The organism is Streptomyces sp. NPDC007863 (assembly GCF_040633895.1).
Lineage (GTDB): Bacteria > Actinomycetota > Actinomycetes > Streptomycetales > Streptomycetaceae > Streptomyces.
In genome coordinates this window covers 68,039-85,810 of record NZ_JBEYEI010000016.1, presented here as the reverse complement: position 1 = coordinate 85,810, position 17,772 = coordinate 68,039, and the positions used below count along the sequence as shown (strand labels likewise).

18 protein-coding genes and 1 tRNA gene are annotated in these 17,772 nt (G+C 72.3%); 10 read left to right on the top strand and 9 right to left on the bottom strand.

Annotated elements, in window-relative coordinates:
- The first annotated feature begins 127 nt into the window (after nt 1–127).
- Nucleotides 128–628 (top strand): hypothetical protein, encoded by a 501-nt coding sequence (locus ABZ621_RS24590; RefSeq protein WP_360607995.1) that lies wholly within the window; start codon nt 128–130, stop codon nt 626–628.
- A 19-nt stretch (nt 629–647) separates the two neighbouring features.
- Here the strand turns inward: ABZ621_RS24590 and ABZ621_RS24585 are convergent, their stop codons facing one another.
- Entirely contained in the window at nt 648–1,304 is a 657-nt protein-coding gene (locus ABZ621_RS24585; protein ID WP_360607993.1) for a pentapeptide repeat-containing protein, read from the bottom strand.
- Nucleotides 1,305–1,474: 170 nt separating this feature from the next.
- Between ABZ621_RS24585 and ABZ621_RS24580 the strand changes: the two genes are divergently transcribed.
- The gene (locus ABZ621_RS24580) at nt 1,475–2,473 is read left to right on the top strand and encodes a zinc-binding dehydrogenase (RefSeq protein ID WP_360607991.1); all 999 of its coding nucleotides are present in this window, start codon (nt 1,475–1,477) and stop codon (nt 2,471–2,473) included.
- A 17-nt stretch (nt 2,474–2,490) separates the two neighbouring features.
- On the opposite strand, the gene ABZ621_RS24575 is transcribed toward ABZ621_RS24580, so the two are convergent.
- The 4 genes from ABZ621_RS24575 to ABZ621_RS24560 are packed head-to-tail and all read right to left on the bottom strand — an operon-like array spanning nt 2,491 to nt 4,966.
- On the bottom strand, nt 2,491–2,853 hold the full coding sequence (locus ABZ621_RS24575; RefSeq protein WP_360607989.1) for a hypothetical protein: 363 nt from the start codon (nt 2,851–2,853) through the stop codon (nt 2,491–2,493).
- Nucleotides 2,854–2,862: 9 nt separating this feature from the next.
- Complete coding sequence (locus ABZ621_RS24570) at nt 2,863–3,345, bottom strand: GNAT family N-acetyltransferase (RefSeq protein ID WP_360607987.1); 483 nt, start codon at nt 3,343–3,345, stop codon at nt 2,863–2,865.
- A gap of 4 nt (nt 3,346–3,349) precedes the next feature.
- A complete protein-coding gene (locus ABZ621_RS24565; protein ID WP_360607985.1) occupies nt 3,350–4,237 on the bottom strand; it encodes an aminoglycoside phosphotransferase family protein in 888 nt (295 codons plus the stop codon).
- Nucleotides 4,238–4,246: 9 nt separating this feature from the next.
- On the bottom strand, nt 4,247–4,966 hold the full coding sequence (locus ABZ621_RS24560) for a thioredoxin domain-containing protein (protein ID WP_360607983.1): 720 nt from the start codon (nt 4,964–4,966) through the stop codon (nt 4,247–4,249).
- 140 nt (nt 4,967–5,106) lie between these two features.
- Between ABZ621_RS24560 and ABZ621_RS24555 the strand changes: the two genes are divergently transcribed.
- A complete protein-coding gene (locus tag ABZ621_RS24555) occupies nt 5,107–6,501 on the top strand; it encodes an FAD-binding oxidoreductase (RefSeq protein WP_360607981.1) in 1,395 nt (464 codons plus the stop codon).
- Between the two features lie 43 nt (nt 6,502–6,544).
- On the opposite strand, the gene ABZ621_RS24550 is transcribed toward ABZ621_RS24555, so the two are convergent.
- The 3 genes from ABZ621_RS24550 to ABZ621_RS24540 all read right to left on the bottom strand — a co-directional run bounded on the left by ABZ621_RS24550 (nt 6,545) and on the right by ABZ621_RS24540 (nt 9,721).
- A complete protein-coding gene (locus ABZ621_RS24550; protein ID WP_360607979.1) occupies nt 6,545–8,599 on the bottom strand; it encodes a restriction endonuclease in 2,055 nt (684 codons plus the stop codon).
- Between the two features lie 122 nt (nt 8,600–8,721).
- A tRNA-Thr gene (locus ABZ621_RS24545) sits at nt 8,722–8,795 on the bottom strand.
- 35 nt (nt 8,796–8,830) lie between these two features.
- Nucleotides 8,831–9,721, bottom strand: a complete 891-nt coding sequence (locus tag ABZ621_RS24540) for a helix-turn-helix domain-containing protein (protein ID WP_360607977.1) — start codon at nt 9,719–9,721, stop codon at nt 8,831–8,833.
- A gap of 196 nt (nt 9,722–9,917) precedes the next feature.
- Between ABZ621_RS24540 and ugpC the strand changes: the two genes are divergently transcribed.
- The 3 genes from ugpC (at nt 9,918) to ABZ621_RS24525 (ending at nt 12,430) form a co-directional block, all read left to right on the top strand.
- On the top strand, nt 9,918–11,015 hold the full coding sequence (gene ugpC / locus ABZ621_RS24535) for a sn-glycerol-3-phosphate ABC transporter ATP-binding protein UgpC (RefSeq protein WP_360607975.1): 1,098 nt from the start codon (nt 9,918–9,920) through the stop codon (nt 11,013–11,015).
- 235 nt (nt 11,016–11,250) lie between these two features.
- The gene (locus tag ABZ621_RS24530) at nt 11,251–11,667 is read left to right on the top strand and encodes a hypothetical protein (RefSeq protein WP_360607973.1); all 417 of its coding nucleotides are present in this window, start codon (nt 11,251–11,253) and stop codon (nt 11,665–11,667) included.
- A 46-nt stretch (nt 11,668–11,713) separates the two neighbouring features.
- On the top strand, nt 11,714–12,430 hold the full coding sequence (locus ABZ621_RS24525) for a nucleotidyltransferase family protein (RefSeq protein WP_360607972.1): 717 nt from the start codon (nt 11,714–11,716) through the stop codon (nt 12,428–12,430).
- Nucleotides 12,431–12,502: 72 nt separating this feature from the next.
- Here ABZ621_RS24525 and ABZ621_RS24520 read toward each other — a convergent pair whose 3' ends face one another.
- Nucleotides 12,503–14,056 (bottom strand): DoxX family membrane protein, encoded by a 1,554-nt coding sequence (locus ABZ621_RS24520; RefSeq protein WP_360607970.1) that lies wholly within the window; start codon nt 14,054–14,056, stop codon nt 12,503–12,505.
- Between the two features lie 248 nt (nt 14,057–14,304).
- On the opposite strand from ABZ621_RS24520, the gene rfbA reads away from it, so the two are divergent.
- The 4 genes from rfbA to rfbD are packed head-to-tail and all read left to right on the top strand — an operon-like array spanning nt 14,305 to nt 17,762.
- Complete coding sequence (gene rfbA / locus ABZ621_RS24515; protein ID WP_360607968.1) at nt 14,305–15,195, top strand: glucose-1-phosphate thymidylyltransferase RfbA; 891 nt, start codon at nt 14,305–14,307, stop codon at nt 15,193–15,195.
- Complete coding sequence (locus tag ABZ621_RS24510) at nt 15,182–15,826, top strand: dTDP-4-dehydrorhamnose 3,5-epimerase family protein (protein WP_360607966.1); 645 nt, start codon at nt 15,182–15,184, stop codon at nt 15,824–15,826. Before rfbA ends, ABZ621_RS24510 begins: the two co-directional genes overlap by 14 nt.
- Nucleotides 15,823–16,812 carry a dTDP-glucose 4,6-dehydratase gene (rfbB, locus tag ABZ621_RS24505; RefSeq protein ID WP_360607964.1) on the top strand — a complete coding sequence of 330 codons (990 nt, stop codon included), beginning with the start codon at nt 15,823–15,825 and terminating at the stop codon, nt 16,810–16,812. The genes ABZ621_RS24510 and rfbB overlap by 4 nt, the downstream gene beginning before the upstream one ends.
- Nucleotides 16,809–17,762: a dTDP-4-dehydrorhamnose reductase gene (gene rfbD / locus ABZ621_RS24500; protein ID WP_360607962.1), complete on the top strand. Its 954-nt coding sequence runs from the start codon at nt 16,809–16,811 to the stop codon at nt 17,760–17,762. The genes rfbB and rfbD overlap by 4 nt, the downstream gene beginning before the upstream one ends.
- The last annotated feature ends 10 nt before the right edge of the window (nt 17,763–17,772 follow it).

Genomic DNA, 17,772 nt, shown 5'->3' with positions numbered 1-17,772 from the left:
ACCGGGGACGCCAGGCGGAGTACGCCGGGCCGGGGACGCCGGGCGGAGTACACCGGACCGGGGACGCCAGGCCGGTGGCCACCGGGCCCTGGGACCGCAGGGCCCGGGAGCGTGACACCATCGGTGGGTGCTCGACATCGGCTACTCCCTCTCCCGGCGCTTCCCCGACCCCCCGCAGACCGACTACCGGGGCGCGGACGTCCACGCGCTGCGGCACGACCTCTTCTGCGGCGACGTGTACCTCGCGGACACCAAGGAGGACCGCGAGGTGTCCACGGCCTGGGGATGGGTGCCGGTCCTCGACTTCGCGTGGGCGCTCTGCGACATCGTCGAGCGGCTCGACCGGGACCCGGCCGGCAGCCGCGCCTCCCGCCCCCAGTACGCCGAGCTCGACTTCACCGAGTCCTCGGACCGGATGCTCTTCGAGCGCCGCTTCGGCTGGGTCGACGTCGAGGCGGACTGGATGCCCGGCGACGAACGCCCCCTCACCTTCGCGCACACCGAACTCCGCCGCGAGGCCCGGGACTTCCTCCACGACCTGATCGCCGACCTCACCGACATGCACGAGGGCCTGGCGGACAACCCGGCCGTCTGGGCCCTCCAGGCCCGCTTCCCCCGCGTGAAGTAGACCCGCGCTCCGGGGGTGCTCAGTCCTCCACCCGCACCCCCAGCCGCGCCGCGAGGACCGGGGCCAGGTCGAGGAGCTGCACCGAGGAGATCACCGCGCCCGCCAGGGACTCCACCCCGCGCGCGATCTCCAGGCGCCGCACCCCGCGCAGGTCCGCGTCCGTCAGCTTCGCCCCGGCGAAGTCCGCCCCGACCAGCTCGCAGTCCACGAAGGCGACGCGCTCCAGCGTCGCCCCGCCGAAGTCCGGCTCCACCAGGACGCACCCCTCGAAGACGACGTCGCGCAGGGTCGCCGCCCGCAGGTTGGGGTAGTCCCACTTGCCGCCCCGCACCAGCACCCGCTCCCACGCCGAGCCGTGCAGCTGCGTCCCCCCGAACCGCGCCTCCCGCACCTCCGCGTCCCGCAGCTGCGCCCCCGCCAGATCGGTGCCCACGCCCCGTACCGCCTCCAGGCGCGAGTCCAGGAACCGCGCCCCCGTCAGCCGCGCCCCGTCCAGCGCGCACTCCCGCACCAGGCAGTCCAGGAACCGGGCGCCCTCCCCCGAGGCGCCCGTCAGATCGAGCCCGGCCAGCTCCAGGCCGTCGTAGTCCCCGTCGGGGGCGAGGCCGCCCTCGTACGGCTCCAGGGGCGGCAGCCGCAGCTCCACCCGGCGGGGCGGCCTGGTCGTTCGCTTCATGGACCCCATGGTGGCCCACGCCGCCGACAACCCGCCGAAACCCGCCCGCGGCGCCCTTGCCCCCTGCCCCCCTGCCCCCTTGCCCCCTTGACCCTTGCCCCTTGACCTCAAGCAAGGTTCAGGTACGAGGCTTGTCCCGTCCGCCCGCGAACGACGTCAGGGGAACCGTCATGCACGCCATCCGCCTCCACTCCTTCGGCCCCGCCGAGAACCTCACCCACGAGGAGGTCCCCGACCCCGTCCCCGCCGCCGGCCAGGTCCGCATCGCCGTCGCCGCCGCCGGTGTCCACCTCCTCGACACCGCCCTCCGCCAGGGCGCCCCCGGCCCCTTCCCGGCCCCCGCCGAACTCCCCACCGTCCCCGGCCGCGAGGTCGCCGGCACCGTCGACGCCGTCGGCGAGGGCACCGACCCGTCCTGGCTCGGCAAGCGCGTCGTCGCACACCTCGGCATGAACCCCGGAGGCTACGCCGAGCTCGCCGTCACCGACGCCGCCCGCCTCCACGCACTCCCCGACCACCTCGGCGAGGCCGAGGCCGTCGCCATGATCGGCACCGGCCGCACCACCCTCGGCATCCTCCAGTTCACCGCGCTCGGCCCGGACTCGGTCGCGATCGTGCCCGCCGCCGCCGGCGGCATCGGCACCCTCCTCGTCCAGTACGCCAAGAACGCCGGCGCCACCGTCGTCGGCCTCGCCGGCGGCCCCGCCAAGGTCGCCCGCGTCCGCGAGAACGGCGCCGACCTCGCCGTCGACTACACCCGCCCCGACTGGCCCGCCGAGGTCCGCGCCTTCCTCGGCGACCGCACCGCCACCGTCGTCTTCGACTCCGTCGGCGGCGACACCGGCCGCGCCGCCGTCGACCTCCTCGGCAAGGGCGGACAGCACCTCGTCTTCGGCTGGTCCGGCGCCGGACTCCACGACGGCGAACCCCTCACCTTCACCGACGGGGAACTCGCCGCGCGCGGCATCACGTCCGGCTCCGTCCTCGGCCCCGTCATGATCCAGAAGGCCGGCGGAGACGTCCGCGCCCTCGAACTCGCCGCGCTCGCCGCCGCCTCCGACGGCACCCTCCGCCCCGCCGTCCACCGCTTCCCCCTCGCCGAAGCGGCGGAAGCCCACCGCGCCCTGGAGACCCGGGGCACGATGGGCAAGGTGGTACTCGTCCCGTAGGGGACCCGAACGGCGCCTCAGACGCCGAGGACGTCCCAGGAGTGCGCCTTGAACTCCTTCCGGAAGTCCTCGTGGTCCTCCCACATCCGGGCGATGGAGCGCAGCGCGTCCCAGTTGTGCTCCAGCGCCTGGTCCACCACCTGACGCAGCTCCGGCGCCGTCTCGCGCTTCTCCACGAGCCCGGAGACCTGCGAGGCCGCCTGCACGGTGTAGCGCAGCGCCCGCAGGGCGCGGGAGGTGTCGTCCATCCCGAAGCCGTGGTCGCTGCCGTTCGCGGGGTCGAAGAGCGGGGTCAGGCGCGCCTCGATGAAGTCGGTGATCCGCTGGAAACGGGCCTCGACGCCCATGTCGTGACCGTGGTCCTTGTCGTCATTGCACATGGGGCATTCCTACACCTGGCCCCGCCCGCCGAGCGCCGCCAGGGCCCCGTCCGTGAGCCGGTACACCGACCACTCGTCCTGCGGGCGGGCGCCCAGCGACTCGTAGAAGTCGATCGACGGCCGGTTCCAGTTCAGCACCGACCACTCCAGGCGCTCGTAGCCGCGCTCCACGCAGATCCGCGCCAGCTCGGTCAGCAGCGCCTTGCCGTGGCCGCCGCCGCGCGCCTCCGGACGGACGTACAGGTCCTCCAGGTAGATGCCGTGGACCCCGCGCCAGGTCGAGAAGTTGAGGAACCAGAGCGCGAAGCCGACCGGCTCGCCGTCCTCGGTCTCGGCGATGTGCGCGAAGGCGGCCGGCCGCTCGCCGAAGAGCGCCTCGTGGAGCTGCCCGGGCGTGGCACGGACCTCGTCGAGCGCCTTCTCGTACGCGGCGAGGTCACGGATCAGGGCGTGGATGACGGGCACGTCGGCGGGTGTGGCGGTACGGATCATGCCCTCAGCGTGCCAGCAGCGCCCGCACGATGCCCACCTGGTCGTCGTCGAGCTCGTCCTCGCCCTCCTCGACCTCCCACAGCCCGTTCTGGAGCACCCGCCCCAGCGTCCACGCCCGTGCCCGCTCGCGGTCGAGCGCGAGCCGCTCGGTGAGCAGGTCGAAGCGCCACCGGATCACGGCCGGATCCGGGTCGGGGAGGTTGGTCAGCGCCGGCAGCAGCTCGAACCCGGGGTCGCCGGAGAGCGGCTTCGGGTCGATGACCAGCCACGGCTCGCGCTCCGCGCCCAGCACGTTGTCGTAGTGCAGGTCCCAGTGGAGCAGCCGGTCCCCCGGCTCGCCCGCCACCTCCCGCACGGCGGCGGCGCAGTCGGCGAGCAGCGCCGCGTCCCGCGCACCGAGCCGGGCCACCGCCTCCGGCACGCGCGCGAGCATCCGCGCCACGATCGCGTCGAGCCGCCGCAGCCCCGGCGGCGCCGGGACCGCGGACAGCCGGGCGAGCAGCCCGGCCAGGATCCGTACCGCCTCCCGCTCGTCCCCGAGCCGCGACAAGTGCCGCTTCTCGTCGGCCCGTTCGAGCAGCATCGTGCCCGTCTCCGGATCGTGCTCCAGGAGCCGTACGGCTCCGTCCCCGGCCCACGCGCGCAGCGCCGCCGCCTCCCCGGCCGTCTCCTCGTCGAGGAGCTGGAGCTTCAGCGCCGCCGGCGTGCCGTCCGCCCGCTCCACCGGCAGCACCAGGGAGGCCACCCCGTGCAGCGACGGCCCGTCGAGCCGCAGCCCCCACCGGCCGAGGAACTCCTCGGCGCGCCCGGGCAGCGCGGCGACGAAGGCCCGCCCCGCCTCGCCGTTGTACTGGGCCTGGGACTCGGCGAGTTCAGCCGGTACGTGGATCACCCCCCGACCCTACGACCCGAGCGCCCCGTCCAGCAGCTTCCCGAACTCCGCCGCGTCGTACAGCCCGGCCCCGCCGTCCAGGACCTCGCCGTCCACCCGCACCGTCGGCGTCCCGCCGACCCCCGACGCCTCGAAGGCCCGCTCCGCGTCCGCCACCCACGCCCGGTACGACTCCTCCCGCACCGCCCGGTCGAAGGCCTCGCCCCGCAGCCCCTCCACCCGGTCGGCGATCCGCAGCAGGTCGTCGGCGGTGAAGGCGTCCTCCGGCTCGCCCGCCGGCTGCGCGGCGAACAGCGCCGCCTGGAACGCGGCGAACGTCCCCGGCCCCGCGTCCGCCGCCGCCCGCAGCGCGTTCGCCGCCCGCGCCGAGGCCGTGCCGCCGGTCCGCGCGTCGAGGAAGGAGGCGAGGACGTACTCGACCTTCAGCTCCCCCCGCGCGGCCCGCTCGGTCAGCACCGCGCCCCCGCCCGCCTCGAACTTCGCGCAGTAGGGGCAGCGGGGATCCGCGTACACGGTCACCGTGTGCGGCGCGTCCGCGTCACCGACGACGATCTTCGTGCCGTCCACGGCCGACGGCAGCGCGCCCGACACCTCCACGCGCTCCGCCGCGGCCTTCCCGCCCGCGTCCGCCGGGGAACCGTCCGACGACGAACACCCCACCCCCGCAAGGCCGATGAGACCCGCGGCGGCCATGCCCGCGAGGGCACGCCGAGTCCTGCGCACAGCCATGGGGGGATCCTTCCGGAGCGACGAAATCCGCACTCCCGAACCTAGGCGCGCCGCCGGCCGCCACCGGCCGCCGAAAGACCCGTTTCCAGAGGACCAACGCCCCCGGTACCCTCCCGCCACGCACCGGGAAGAGGGACAACATGAACACCAGCACGGTCAATGGCGGCATCTCCTTCTGGTTCGCCCAGGAGGGCCTGCCGGAGCCGCAGGAGCCGCTCCCCGGCGACCGGACCGCCGACGTCTGCATCGTCGGCGGCGGCTACACCGGCCTGTGGACCGCCTACTACCTGAAGAAGGCGGTGCCCTTCCTCGACATCGTCGTCCTGGAAGCCCGCTTCTGCGGCTACGGCGCCTCCGGCCGCAACGGCGGCTGGCTCTACAACGGCATCGCCGGCCGCGACCGCTACGCCAAGCTGCACGGCCACGACGCCGCCGTCCGCCTCCAGCAGGCGATGAACGCCACCGTGACCGAGGTCCTCGACGTCCTCGACGCCGAGAAGATCGAGGCCGACCAGCACCGCGGCGGCGTCCTGGAGGTCGCCCTCACCCCCGCCCAGCTGGCCCGCCTCAAGGAGTTCCACGCCGTCGAGCACGCCTTCGGCGAGACGGACCGGGAGATCCACGGCGCCCGCGAGACCGCCGAACGCATCCGCGTCGCCGGCGCCGTCGGCTCCTCCTGGACCCCGCACGGCGCCCGCGTCCACCCGGTGAAGCTGGTCAACGGCCTGCGCGCAGCCGTCGAAGCCCTCGGCGTGACGATCCACGAGTCGACCCCGGTCACGGAGATCAAGCCGAAGCACGCCGTCACCCCCTACGGCACGGTCCGCGCCCCCTACGTGCTCCGCTGCACGGAAGGCTTCACCGCCTCCCTCTCGGGACAGCGCCGCACCTGGCTCCCCATGAACTCCTCCATGATCGCCACCGAACCGCTCACCGACGCCCAGTGGGAGTCCATCGGCTGGAACGGCCTGGAGACCCTCGGCGACATGGCCCACGCCTACATGTACGCCCAGCGCACCGCCGACGGCCGCATCGCCCTCGGCGGCCGGGGCGTCCCCTACCGCTACGGCTCGAAGACCGACAACGACGGCCGCACCCAGCCCCAGACGGTCCGGGCCCTCCACGACCTCCTGATCCGCTTCTTCCCCCAGCTGGCGGGCGTCCGCGTCGACCACGCCTGGTCCGGCGTCCTCGGCGTCCCCCGCGACTGGTGCGCCACCGTCGCCCTCGACCGCTCCACCGGCCTCGGCTGGGCCGGCGGCTACGTCGGCTCCGGCGTCGCCACCACCAACCTCGCCGCCCGCACCCTCCGCGACCTCATCCGCCAGGACTCCGGCCAGTCCGGCCCCACCGACCTCACCACCCTCCCCTGGGTGAACCACAAGGTCCGCACCTGGGAACCGGAACCCCTCCGCTGGCTCGGCGTCCACACCCTCTACACCGCCTACCGCGCCGCCGACCACCACGAGGCCACCACCCACACCCCCGCCACGGCCCGCACAGCCCACTGGGCCAACCGCATCGCGGGCCGCTGACGCGCACCGGGGGAGGGCGTCAGGCCGCCCTCCCCCGGGCCCCTCACTCCACCTCGATCCCGAAGTCCCCGACCAATTCCTCAAGACCACCCCGGTACCCCTTGCCGCCCAGGACGAAGTCCCAGTCACCGCCAGCCCGACGCCGGAAGGACCCGAGGACGAGCGCGGTCTCGCCCGGCCGCCCTTCGGACACCTCCAGTCGGTCGAGCTCGGCACCCGAGTCGTCCCGCAGCCGGATCCCGGCCTCCGTGAATCCGCCCAGGTCCGCCTCGGGGTTCACCTCGGGGTCCACGGCCGCGACGAGGACCAGCCGGTCCGCCCGCGCGGGCAACGCGTCGAATCCGACCCGCACGGCCGCCCGGTCACCCGGTACGGCCGGCACCATCGCCACCGAACCGTCGGGCGTGGCGGGGTTGTTGAAGAAGACGAACCAGTCGTCCCCGAGGACCCGGTCCCCGGCGCAGACCAGCGCGCACACGTCCAGGGCGGCGGCTCCCGACCACACCATGCCCAGCAGGTTGAAGTCATCGGCCGCCTCGGCGGGAGCGGACACGGGCGTCGCCGCCGGCGTCGGTGTCGTGGCGCCTCCGCCCAACCGGCCCCGCAGACCGTGCTGATGGAGCAGGTCGACGAGTTCGGTCCCGGAGATCAGCGTCAGCGGCTTGCCGTTGGCGAAGGTGTACGAACCGGGCCCGAACTTCGAGGTGGTGACGAGCACCCCCTTGTTCGCCCCCGCGCCCTGCACGGTGCCGAAGAGATCCCGGACGGCGGAGGGCGGCACGGTGTTCCGGTAACGCTTCACCTGCACCACGATCGAACCCCCGCTGATCGGGTCGGGATCGAGAGCCTCGACGTCGACGCCGCCGTCGTTCGACCGGCGCGTGGTCACGGCCTGCAGCCCCCGCGCGCGGAACAGTTCGGCCACGAGCCCCTCGAAGGCGATCGGATCCATGGACAGCAGATCGGGCTCCTCACCGTCCCCCTGCACCACCACATCGGAACCCACCTGCCCGGGCTCCCGCAGCGGAACCACGGCCGCCCGCTCCTCCGGCTTCGCCGCCAGACGCCCCGCGAGCGCCCCCGTCAGGCACTCCACGGCCCCCACCAGTTCCAGGTTCAGCCGCTCGAAGGCCTGCCTCTCCACCACCACCGACGCCACGCACACCCGAGCGTCCAGGCCCGTCGCCGGATCCACCCCGCTCACGTACCCGTTCAGGGCGACGGCGTCCAGCGCCCCGAACCGGTCCGCGGCGTACAGCTCACGCACCGCGAGAAGCACGCTCTGCGCGAGCACGTCCCGGTACAGCGCCCGCCGCTGCGTCACCGGCCGCGGAACCTCCTTCTCCTGGTCGGTGCTCGGCAGGTACTTCACGCCCTTCGCCTCCGGCACGACCTCGTACCCCGGCAGGCCCCAGTCGAGGACCAGGGTCCGACCCGGCCGGTCGTACGCCGCCGACACCTCGCGCGGGAATCCTTCCGGCCACGCGGTCGAAGCGAAGAGGACCGCCGAGAAGAACTCCACCGCGGTGTCCGCGTCCCCCGCGCGCAGCGCCGCCGCCGTCCCCTCGATCCCGGCGTTGTGCGCACGGATCTCGGCGAGCCGGGCCGCCGCCCAGGCGTCGTACTCGCGCCGGTAGGCCGTCAGCGTCTCCACCCGCCTCGCCTCCGCCGCCTGCGCCGCGTACCAGTCGCGCTCGAAGCGCTCCCGCGCCCCGAACCCGTGGTAGTTCCGCTGCTCCGGCATGGCCACCGGCTGCCCCAACGCACCCGGCGCGAAAGGCTCGACGCCCTCCGCCCGCCGCAGCGACTCCACCCCGAAACCCGGAGCCCGGCACCCTGCCGCGAGCAGTCCCCGCAGAGCCTCGACCCGCTCGTCCAGCTCCCGCGTCCGACGCAGCGCGTCCTCCTCCCGGTGCTGCCGGTAGGCCGCTTTCTGCTCCCGCTGCACCCGGGCCAGACCCTGCTCGTACACCCGCTGCTGCTGCACCGCGTCGCGCTGCTGCCGCAGCACCGCCTGGTGCCGGCCCTCCCGCTGCCGCTGCGCCGCCCGCTGCGCTTCCGCCCAGGTCCCGATCAGTCCACCGGAACGCCGCCCCATCCCTCGCACCCCTCCCCGGAGAAACCCACACCACCGGCGCGTCCAGGCCAAGGGCGCGCCGCACTCCCCCGTAACGCACAAGTGTCCCGGACCAGAATGGTCCGGGACACCTGAATGATCAGAGCCGCCTGTCGGAATCGAACCGACGACCTCAAGATTACAAGTCAAGCGCTCTAGCCAACTGAGCTAAGGCGGCGGGCGCGCACGTCGGGCACGCGCGCGTGGCCCACTCTACACAGGGTCCCGAAATCGGTCGGGGGGAAAGCCAGGGGGGACCTCGGGGGTGGGGGCTGGGGTGGGATCGGGGGTGGGGGCGTCGGGGAGGTAGATGCTGAGGTTGAGGCGGGCGCCGGGGGCGACGATGGGTTCGGCGAGGCAGGTGGTGAGGCGGCCGGGGCCGTGGACGGCGTGGTGGACCGGGAGTTCGGTGCCGTCCTCGTACGGGAGGGGGACGGCCGCGCGGGCGCGGTAGAGGGGGCCGGCCACCGGGTCGGCGAGGACGTCCCGCTCCAGGCGGGCCAGCGACGCGTTCCGGGGGCGGGACTCCACCGTCTGCCGCAGGTGGGGCATGATCGCCGGTGCCCAGCGGTCCGCCCAGTCCACCAGGACCTCGGTGCGGGCCTCCGGGTCGAGGAGCAGCCAGCGCATCACGTTGGCGGGGGGCCGGCGGCGGGGGAAGAAGGCGCGGAAGTCCTCGTTGTGGGCGACGACGCCGTACTCGACGTCGCTGAGGTACACGAGCGTGCCGGTGATCCCCTCGACGATCCGCCGCCACACCCCGGCGACGTCGGTGCCGGCGCTGCCGTGCAGGGCACCCGGCGGGTTCTCCTTGCGGGTCACCCGCCACAGGAAGGTCCACTCGTGCTCGTCGAGCCCGAGGGTCTGGGCGACGGCCGTGAGGAGGTCCGCGCCGGGGTGGGCGAGCCGGCCGTTCTCCAGGCGGTTGTACGTGCCCCGGGCGCGCGCGAGGAGCTCGTCCATCTGCTCCTGGCTCAGCCCCTCGGCGCGTCGCCCCGGGCCCGGGAGCCGTGGGGGAAATCCCCTGGTCACCGGGGATATGGCGGCCCGGCGGCGCTGGAGGACCCGCTTCAGGGAGCGCCGGTCGTCGGCGGAGAGCCGCATGGGACGCCTCCATCGGTGGGGGGAGCGGCAGGGGCGGTGCCGGACGATTATCCGAAAAAGTCACCGCCTGCGACTACTGACAGACCCGACATCGCCGGGGTAGCGTCAAGCGGAGTTCACCCTGGTGGACTAGACCTCAATCCTTCCTTTACTCGGATCGTCCGGCACGTTCCTGCCGGTGAAGGGACACATCACCATGGCTTCCGTCACTTTCGACAAGGCGACCCGCATCTACCCGGGTGCCACCAAGCCCTCCGTCAACCAGCTCGACATCGAGATCGCGGACGGCGAGTTCCTCGTCCTCGTCGGTCCCTCGGGCTGCGGCAAGTCCACCTCGCTGCGCATGCTCGCCGGCCTGGAGGACGTGAACGCGGGCGCCATCCGCATCGGTGACCGCGACGTCACCCACCTGCCGCCGAAGGACCGGGACATCGCCATGGTGTTCCAGAACTACGCGCTGTACCCGCACATGACCGTCGCCGACAACATGGGCTTCGCGCTCAAGATCGCCGGCGTCAACAAGGCCGAGATCCGCGCCAAGGTCGAGGAGGCCGCGAAGATCCTCGACCTCACCGAGTACCTCGACCGCAAGCCGAAGGCGCTCTCCGGCGGTCAGCGCCAGCGCGTCGCCATGGGCCGCGCGATCGTCCGCGAGCCGCAGGTCTTCCTCATGGACGAGCCGCTGTCGAACCTCGACGCCAAGCTCCGCGTCTCGACCCGTACGCAGATCGCGGGCCTCCAGCGCCGCCTCGGCATCACGACGGTCTACGTGACGCACGACCAGACCGAGGCGCTCACCATGGGCGACCGCGTCGCCGTCCTCAAGGACGGTCTGCTCCAGCAGGTCGACACCCCGCGCAACATGTACGACCGGCCCGCGAACCTCTTCGTCGCCGGCTTCATCGGCTCCCCCGCCATGAACCTGATCGAGGTCCCGATCACCGAGGGCGGCGTGAAGTTCGGCAACAGCGTCGTCCCGGTCTCCCGTGACGCGCTCGCCACCGCCGCCGCCAACGGCGACACCACCGTCGTCGTCGGCGTCCGCCCGGAGCACTTCGACGTCTCCGGCGCCACCAGCAAGGACGGCGTGGCCGTGACCGTCAACGTCGTCGAGGAGCTCGGCTCCGACGGCTTCGTCTACGGCTCCACCCGCGTCGGCGGCGAGGACAAGGACATCGTCATCCGCGTCGGCGGCCGCGAGATCCCCGCCAAGGGCTCCACGCTGCACGTCGTCCCGCGCGCCGGCGAGCTGCACGTCTTCTCCAAGTCCACGGAGCAGCGCATCAGCGAGTGACCCGCCGGGCCGGAAACGGCCCGTGGCGAACGGCCCCGTATCCCTGGCGGATGCGGGGTCGTTCGTTTAAACGGGATCGCCCCGCCGATAAGCGGTCTTACCCCGGAAAACCCCGGCATTCGGGGCCCGCCCCACCACCCCGCGTCAACACGGAATTCGAAAAGCCGCGTCGAACCATCCCTCGCGAGAGTGACTAAATGTCGCCATATCACTACCGGCCGCTACGCTCGCCTGCGTGACGCACACTGCCCGCCGAATCGGCCGCTCCCTCGCCCTCGTCCTGCCCGTCGTCCTGGTCCTGTCGGGAACGCTCGCGGTGTCCGCCGTCCCGTGGGCCGGCCAGGACGCCGAAGGCCGGATGCTGACCGCCTCGTCGGCGGACGTCTCCACCCGCGCCAAGTCCCGCGCCCCGCAGGACGTCCTGCGCGACCGGCTCCTCGCCGAGCTCCAGGAGAAGGACCCCGGCGTCGCCCTCACCCACCTCCAGCGCGAGGTGGAGAACCGCCCCTCGCTCGCCGAGCACTGCGTGTCGATCGCCCGCGCGCTGGGCCGCGCCGCCGTCGAGCACTACGGCCCGGCCCGCGCCCAGGCCTTCTCCCGCCCGGTCTGCGACACCGCGTACGCGACCGGCGTGATGCGCGCGACGGCCTGAGCGCGCTCCCCGCGTCCGCGCCCGCGGGGCACCTATCGTTCCCCGTATGCACACCACTCCGACGCAGGCCGTGGTCCTGGCGGGCGGCCAGGGCTCGCGGCTGCGCCCCTACACCGACGACCGCCCCAAGCCGATGGTCGAGATCCCGGGCACCGGGACCCCGATCATCGGCCATCAGCTGTCCTGGCTGGCCGCCGAGGGCGTCACCGACGCCGTCGTCTCCTGCGGTCATCTCGCCGAGGTCCTCCAGGAGTGGCTGGACTCGGCCGACCTCCCGCTCAAGGTGACCACGGTCGTCGAGACCGAGCCGCTGGGCCGCGGCGGCGGCCTCAAGTACGCCGCCGCGCACCTGCCCGCGCCGGACCGGCCGTGGTACGCCACCAACGGCGACATCTGGACCCGCTTCTCGCTGCGCGAGATGGCCGCCTTCCACGACGAGCGCGACGCCACCGCCACCCTCGCCCTGGCCCGCCCCCGCATCCCGTGGGGCGCCGTCGAGACCGACACCTTCGGGCACATCACCGACTTCGTCGAGGCCCCGCCGTCGCCGTTCCTCATCAACGCCGGCGTGTACGTCTTCTCCCCCGCCTTCACCGAGCTCCTCCCCGATCTCGGCGACCACGAGCGGACCACCTTCCCCCGCCTCGCCCGCGAGCGGCGCCTGGCCGGCTTCCCGCTGCCCCAGGGGGCGTACTGGAGGGCCATCGACACCGCGAAGGACCTCACGGAGGCCGCGAAGGAGCTCGCCGCCCAGAGCCACTGACACGCCGTACGGGAGAGGCGGCACCGTCCCTCCGGACGGTGCCGCCTCTCCCGTACGCGTACGGCCCCGGGCTCAGCCCAGCAGGCCGCCGATCGGGTTCTTCGGCGCGTCGCCGCCGGTCGTGGCCTCCTCGGTCGGCGGCTGCTCGCTCGTCGAACCGGTGGAGCCGGAGCCGGTCGTCCCGCCCGTGGTGCTCGGGGTGTCGCTGGTGGACGGCGGCGGCGCGGGCTTGGACTGGGTCGGCGAGGAGCTGCCGCTGGTCGTCCCGCCGGTGGTGCGCGGGGCCGTCGGCAGGGTCTCCTGCGTCGGCGCGGAGCTGCCGCTGCCCGTCTCGGCCGGCCGGGTCGCCTCCTGGGTCTCCTCCGCCTCCTCGCGGGCCTCGGTGCTCGTCGACGCCGACGGCTCCGGGCGGTCGCCGCGCGGCGACTCCGACGGGGTGCGGCGCCGCTCCGGCTCGGTGGGGAGCGGCTGGCCCGGCAGGTGGTTGATCGGGTCGTCGTTCGGGCCCGGCACGGTCACCATCTCGGTGGAGCGGACGGCCCCGCCGAGGACCGAGCCGATCAGCAGCGTGAGGCCGACGACGATGGAGGCGAAGAGGGTCGAGCGGCGCACCACGCGGCGGCGCAGCTGCCACAGTTCGGCGCGCGGGCCGAGGGTCCGCCAGGCCTCGCCGGCCAGACGGGCGTCGACGGAGTAGACGGGGGCGCCGGCGATGATCAGCGGCGACCAGGCGGCCAGGTAGATGATGTCGGGCGCGTCGTAGACGGGCACGGTCCGCCAGCTGACGGTGAGGATGAGCGCGGCCGACAGCAGCGCGCCGACGACGGCGGCGGCCCGCTGCCAGAGGCCGAGGACGGTGAGGACGCCGACGACGACCTGGAGGAAGGCGACGGTGAGTCCGGCGCCGACCGGGTGCTGGAGCGCGAAGTCCCGCAGCGGCTCGGCGAGCGGCCACGGGTGCAGCTGGGTCAGCCACTTGACCATGGAGCCGCGCTCGCCGCCGTCGAAGTAGACGGGGTCGCAGAGCTTGCCCATGCCGGCGTAGACGGAGATGAAGCCGAGGAAGACGCGGAGCGGGAGGAGCACCACGCCGAGGTTCATCCGGCGGCCCGGGTAGTAGGCGTGCCGGACCCCCGCCGCGGCGGCGCCCGCCCGGCCCTCGTCGTACGGCTCCGGATCGGGCCGCAGGTCGTACACCTCGTCGTAGGCGCCCTCGGCGCGCCGCATCGGCGGCAGCAGGGGGGCGGCGGCCGCGGCGGGCACGACGGGGGTGGGCATCGTGTCGTCGATGCGCGGGATGGTCTGGGTGGTCGGCTCCAGCGTGGAGACCGCGGCGCCGGGGGCGGCCTCGGCCTCGCGCACGGCCTGGAGGAGCCCGGTGGCGCCCGGCGTCGCCTTCCCGGTCCACACGACGGGGCGGCGCCGCGGCGCGCCCGCGCCGCCGACGCCGGAGAGGCCGGCCAGGCGCGCGTTCGCGGCGGACCTCGGCGGCTGGGCAGGCGCGAGCCGCACCCGGAAGCTGGCGTGGTTCACGATCACCTGGGCGGGATCGGAATCCACCTTGACCATGCTCAGCGCCGGCTGATCGTCGAACCCCGGCCGGGGCGTTCTGGTGTCCACACTCATCTAACCGAGTGACGCGGGGTTAGGACACTGCCTTGACAGTCGGGAAATGTCCGAGACCCGTCAAGATCGCCGACGGCGGGGTGACGCGCCCAAGGGAACTGCTGTTCACTGATGTGGCATCAGTTCGGTTTGTGGGCTGATGAATGCGAGCCGAGGGCAGCGGCACGACATCCCGGACTGCATGCCGCAGCCGGCCGCGCCCGGCCCCTCGGCGCCCAGCGACTTCCGACGGAGGAAACGGCACCGGAATGCGTGGAATCATACTTGCCGGCGGCACCGGATCTCGGTTATGGCCCGCGACCAAAGCAGTGTCGAAGCAACTCATACCCGTCTTCGACAAACCCATGATCTACTATCCGCTCTCCACACTCCTCATGGCCGGCGTGAGCGAGGTGTTGATCATCACCGCCCCGTCGAGTCAGGAACAGTTCCAGCGACTCCTTGGCAGTGGACATCACCTGGGGATCGACATCGAGTACGCGGTCCAGAACCACCCCGGTGGTCTGGCCCAGGCTTTCCTGGTAGGGGAGAAGTTCATCGGTGACGGACCCGTCGCTCTCATACTGGGCGACAACATCTTCCATGGGCCTGGCCTCGCTCGACACATGGCGCACAGCACCCCCGTAAAGGGCGGCCACATTTTCGCCTGCGTCGTTCCACAGCCGCAGCCCTACGCGGTGATCGAGTTGGACGGAGGCGGGAATCCGGTGTCACTGGAGGAGAAGCCCGGCCACCCCAGATCGCACTACGCCGTCCCCGGCCTGTATTTCTACGACAACCAAGTGATCGATATCGCCCGCTCGCTCACGCCGAGTCCTCGCGGCGAGTTGGAGATCACGGATGTCAATACCTCCTACCTGGAGCGCGGCGAGCTCCACGTCACCGTGTTCGACCGAGACACCGCCTGGATGGACGCAGGAACCTTCGCCGCGCTCACCCACGCCTCGGAGTTCGTCCGGGGCGTCGAGGAGCGCCAGGGGATCAAAATCGGCTGCGTGGAGGAAACAGCCTGGCGCTTGGGCCGAATTGACGACGATCAGCTGGCACGCCTCGCGGCGCCTCTGACCGGCAACGGATACGGAGAGTACCTGCTCAGTCTTCTCGACCGAGGCGAGGGGAGCATCCGTGCACATCAGTGAGCTCGGCATCCCTGGCGCTCTTCGAGTGACACCCCGTCATCATTCCGATGAACGCGGCCTCTTCCTGGAGTGGTACCGCCCCGATCTCATCGCCGAGGCGCTGGGGCACCCCGCCGCACCCATGGTCCAGGGGAACCTGTCGACGTCTGCGCGAGGCACGATCCGAGGGATCCATTTCGCGGAAGTGCCGTACGGGCAGGCCAAATACGTGACGTGTGTCCGGGGCGCGGTGCTCGACGTCGTCGTCGACCTGCGGGTGGGTTCTCCCATGTTCGGTCGATGGGCAGCCGTCGAGCTCGACGACATCCGACGGGAAGCGGTCTACGTCCCCGAGGGCTTGGGGCACGGATTCTTCGCGCTCACCGAGACCGCGACCGTCAGCTATCTGGTATCCCGCCCGTTCGAGCCGGAGCGCGAACACTGCGTCAACGCCTTCGACGCGGAACTCGCCCTCCCTTGGCCGTCTCGGAAGGCCATACGGTCCGAGCGCGACCGGTCTGCCCCTCCGCTCTCCGACCTGCTCCACCGAGGGCTGCTGCCCAGTTACGAGGGCTGCCTCTCCCTCACGCGGAGAAGGAGCACACCCCCACCAGACTCAGCCACGGATGGGCCGGGCACGGAGGTCTCATGAAAATTCTCGTCACAGGTGGCGCCGGATTCATCGGGTCGCACTTCGTCCGCTCCACGCTCTCCGGATCGCTGCTCTCCCCTGCCGGCATCCAGGTCACGGTTCTGGACAAGCTGACCTACTCCGGGAGCCTGTCCAATCTGAAGCCCGTCGCCGATCACCCCGGACTGACCTTCGTGCACGGTGACGTCACGGACGCCGAGCTCGTCGATGCGGTGGTCTCCGGTCACGACGCGGTGGTGCACTTCGCCGCCGAATCCCACGTGGACCGTTCTCTGATGGGTGCTCGCGATTTCGTCACCACCAACGTGCTCGGAACGCAGACGTTGCTGGAGAGCGCCCGCAGGCACCGAGTGGACCGTTTCGTGCACGTCTCCACCGACGAGGTGTACGGGTCCATCGCACGGGGCTCATGGACCGAGCGTCAGCCCCTGTCACCCCATTCTCCTTACGCCGCCAGCAAAGCGAGCTCCGACCTCATGGCTCTGGCTGAACACCACAGCCACGGGATGGACGTGGTGATCACCCGGTGCTCGAACAACTACGGCCGCTATCAGTTCCCCGAGAAATTGATACCGCTGGCCATCACGCGGCTCATGGAAGGGCGAAAGATCCCGCTCTACGGTGACGGCAGCAACGTTCGAGACTGGCTCCACGTCTCGGATCACTGTGCCGGCATCGACCTGGTCCTCCACCACGGCAGGGCCGGAGCGGTCTATCACATCGGTGGCGGAACGGAGTTGACGAACAAGGAACTGACAGGGCTCCTGCTCGATGCGTGCGGTGCCGGCTGGGAAAGCGTCGAGTTCGTCTCCGACCGAAAGGGACACGACGCACGCTATTCCCTGGACAGCACACGGATCCGCGAGGAACTCGGCTACCGGCCCGTGGTTCCCTTTACGGACGGGCTCGCCGATACCGTCCGGTGGTACCAGGAGAACCGGGGCTGGTGGGAACCGCTCCTCACCCGAGCGGGGTTCACCAGATGACGCGATGGCTGGTCACCGGCGCGACCGGAATGCTCGGCCGGGACATGGTCACAGCGCTCCGTCAGGCCGGGGAGGCCGAGGTCACCGCACTCGGCCGCGGCAAGCTCGACATCACGGACGCCGCCGGGGTGCTGGACGCGGTGGCAGAACACGATCTGGTGATCAACACGGCAGCCTGGACCGACGTGGACGGCGCGGAAGCCGACGAGGCCGCTGCCTTCGCCGTCAATGCCACGGGGGTGCGCCACCTCGCGGTCGCCTGCGCCCGGCACAGGTCCCGACTGCTGCACATCTCCACGGACTACGTGTTCTCCGGTGCCACCACGCTGCCCTGGGCCGAGGGGGCCGTGCCGTCGCCGGCCAACGCCTACGGTCGCACCAAACTCGCGGGGGAACGAATGCTGCACACGGTCCTGCCCGACCACGGGTACACCGTGCGCACCGCCTGGCTCTACGGTGCGCACGGCCCCAATTTCGTCGACACCGTCCTCCGCCTGGCGGCTGACCGGGAGGTGTTGGAAGTCGTCGATGACCAGACGGGACAACCCACGTGGAGTCACGCGCTGGCCACACGGCTGGTGGAACTCGGGCGAGCCGCAGCGACCGGCACCGCGCACCCCGGTGTGTACCACGGCACCGCGTCGGGCCGGGCCACCTGGTACGCGCTCGCCCGGGAGGCCTTCGCCCTGGCCGGGCTCGCCCCTGAACGGATCGAGCCGGTGACCTCGGACCGATACCCTCGGCGGGCCCCACGGCCGTCATGGAGCGTCCTCGGCCATCAGGGTTGGGAACGTGCCGGCCTGGCTCCCCTCGCGCCATGGCGAGCGATGCTCTCACATGCCTTCACCGCAGGCGTCTTCGCCTTCGGGTCACCCCCGCCCGAGACTGATCGCGCCGGGGCGACCCCAGGTGCGGTCACCCGGGCCCGGCTGGCCGGCCTGACGGGCTGAGCCGCCCGTC

Coding starts and splice junctions, on each gene's coding strand:
- rfbD (WP_360607962.1), top strand. CDS start 16,809: ATGACGCGATGGCTGGTCACCGGCGCGACCGGAATGCTCGGCCGGGAC.
- ABZ621_RS24560 (WP_360607983.1), bottom strand. CDS start 4,966: ATGGCTGTGCGCAGGACTCGGCGTGCCCTCGCGGGCATGGCCGCCGCG.
- rfbA (WP_360607968.1), top strand. CDS start 14,305: ATGCGTGGAATCATACTTGCCGGCGGCACCGGATCTCGGTTATGGCCC.
- ABZ621_RS24525 (WP_360607972.1), top strand. CDS start 11,714: ATGCACACCACTCCGACGCAGGCCGTGGTCCTGGCGGGCGGCCAGGGC.
- ABZ621_RS24520 (WP_360607970.1), bottom strand. CDS start 14,056: ATGAGTGTGGACACCAGAACGCCCCGGCCGGGGTTCGACGATCAGCCG.
- ABZ621_RS24555 (WP_360607981.1), top strand. CDS start 5,107: ATGAACACCAGCACGGTCAATGGCGGCATCTCCTTCTGGTTCGCCCAG.
- ABZ621_RS24540 (WP_360607977.1), bottom strand. CDS start 9,721: ATGCGGCTCTCCGCCGACGACCGGCGCTCCCTGAAGCGGGTCCTCCAG.
- ABZ621_RS24570 (WP_360607987.1), bottom strand. CDS start 3,345: ATGATCCGTACCGCCACACCCGCCGACGTGCCCGTCATCCACGCCCTG.
- ABZ621_RS24580 (WP_360607991.1), top strand. CDS start 1,475: ATGCACGCCATCCGCCTCCACTCCTTCGGCCCCGCCGAGAACCTCACC.
- ugpC (WP_360607975.1), top strand. CDS start 9,918: ATGGCTTCCGTCACTTTCGACAAGGCGACCCGCATCTACCCGGGTGCC.
- ABZ621_RS24550 (WP_360607979.1), bottom strand. CDS start 8,599: ATGGGGCGGCGTTCCGGTGGACTGATCGGGACCTGGGCGGAAGCGCAG.
- rfbB (WP_360607964.1), top strand. CDS start 15,823: ATGAAAATTCTCGTCACAGGTGGCGCCGGATTCATCGGGTCGCACTTC.
- ABZ621_RS24575 (WP_360607989.1), bottom strand. CDS start 2,853: ATGTGCAATGACGACAAGGACCACGGTCACGACATGGGCGTCGAGGCC.
- ABZ621_RS24585 (WP_360607993.1), bottom strand. CDS start 1,304: ATGAAGCGAACGACCAGGCCGCCCCGCCGGGTGGAGCTGCGGCTGCCG.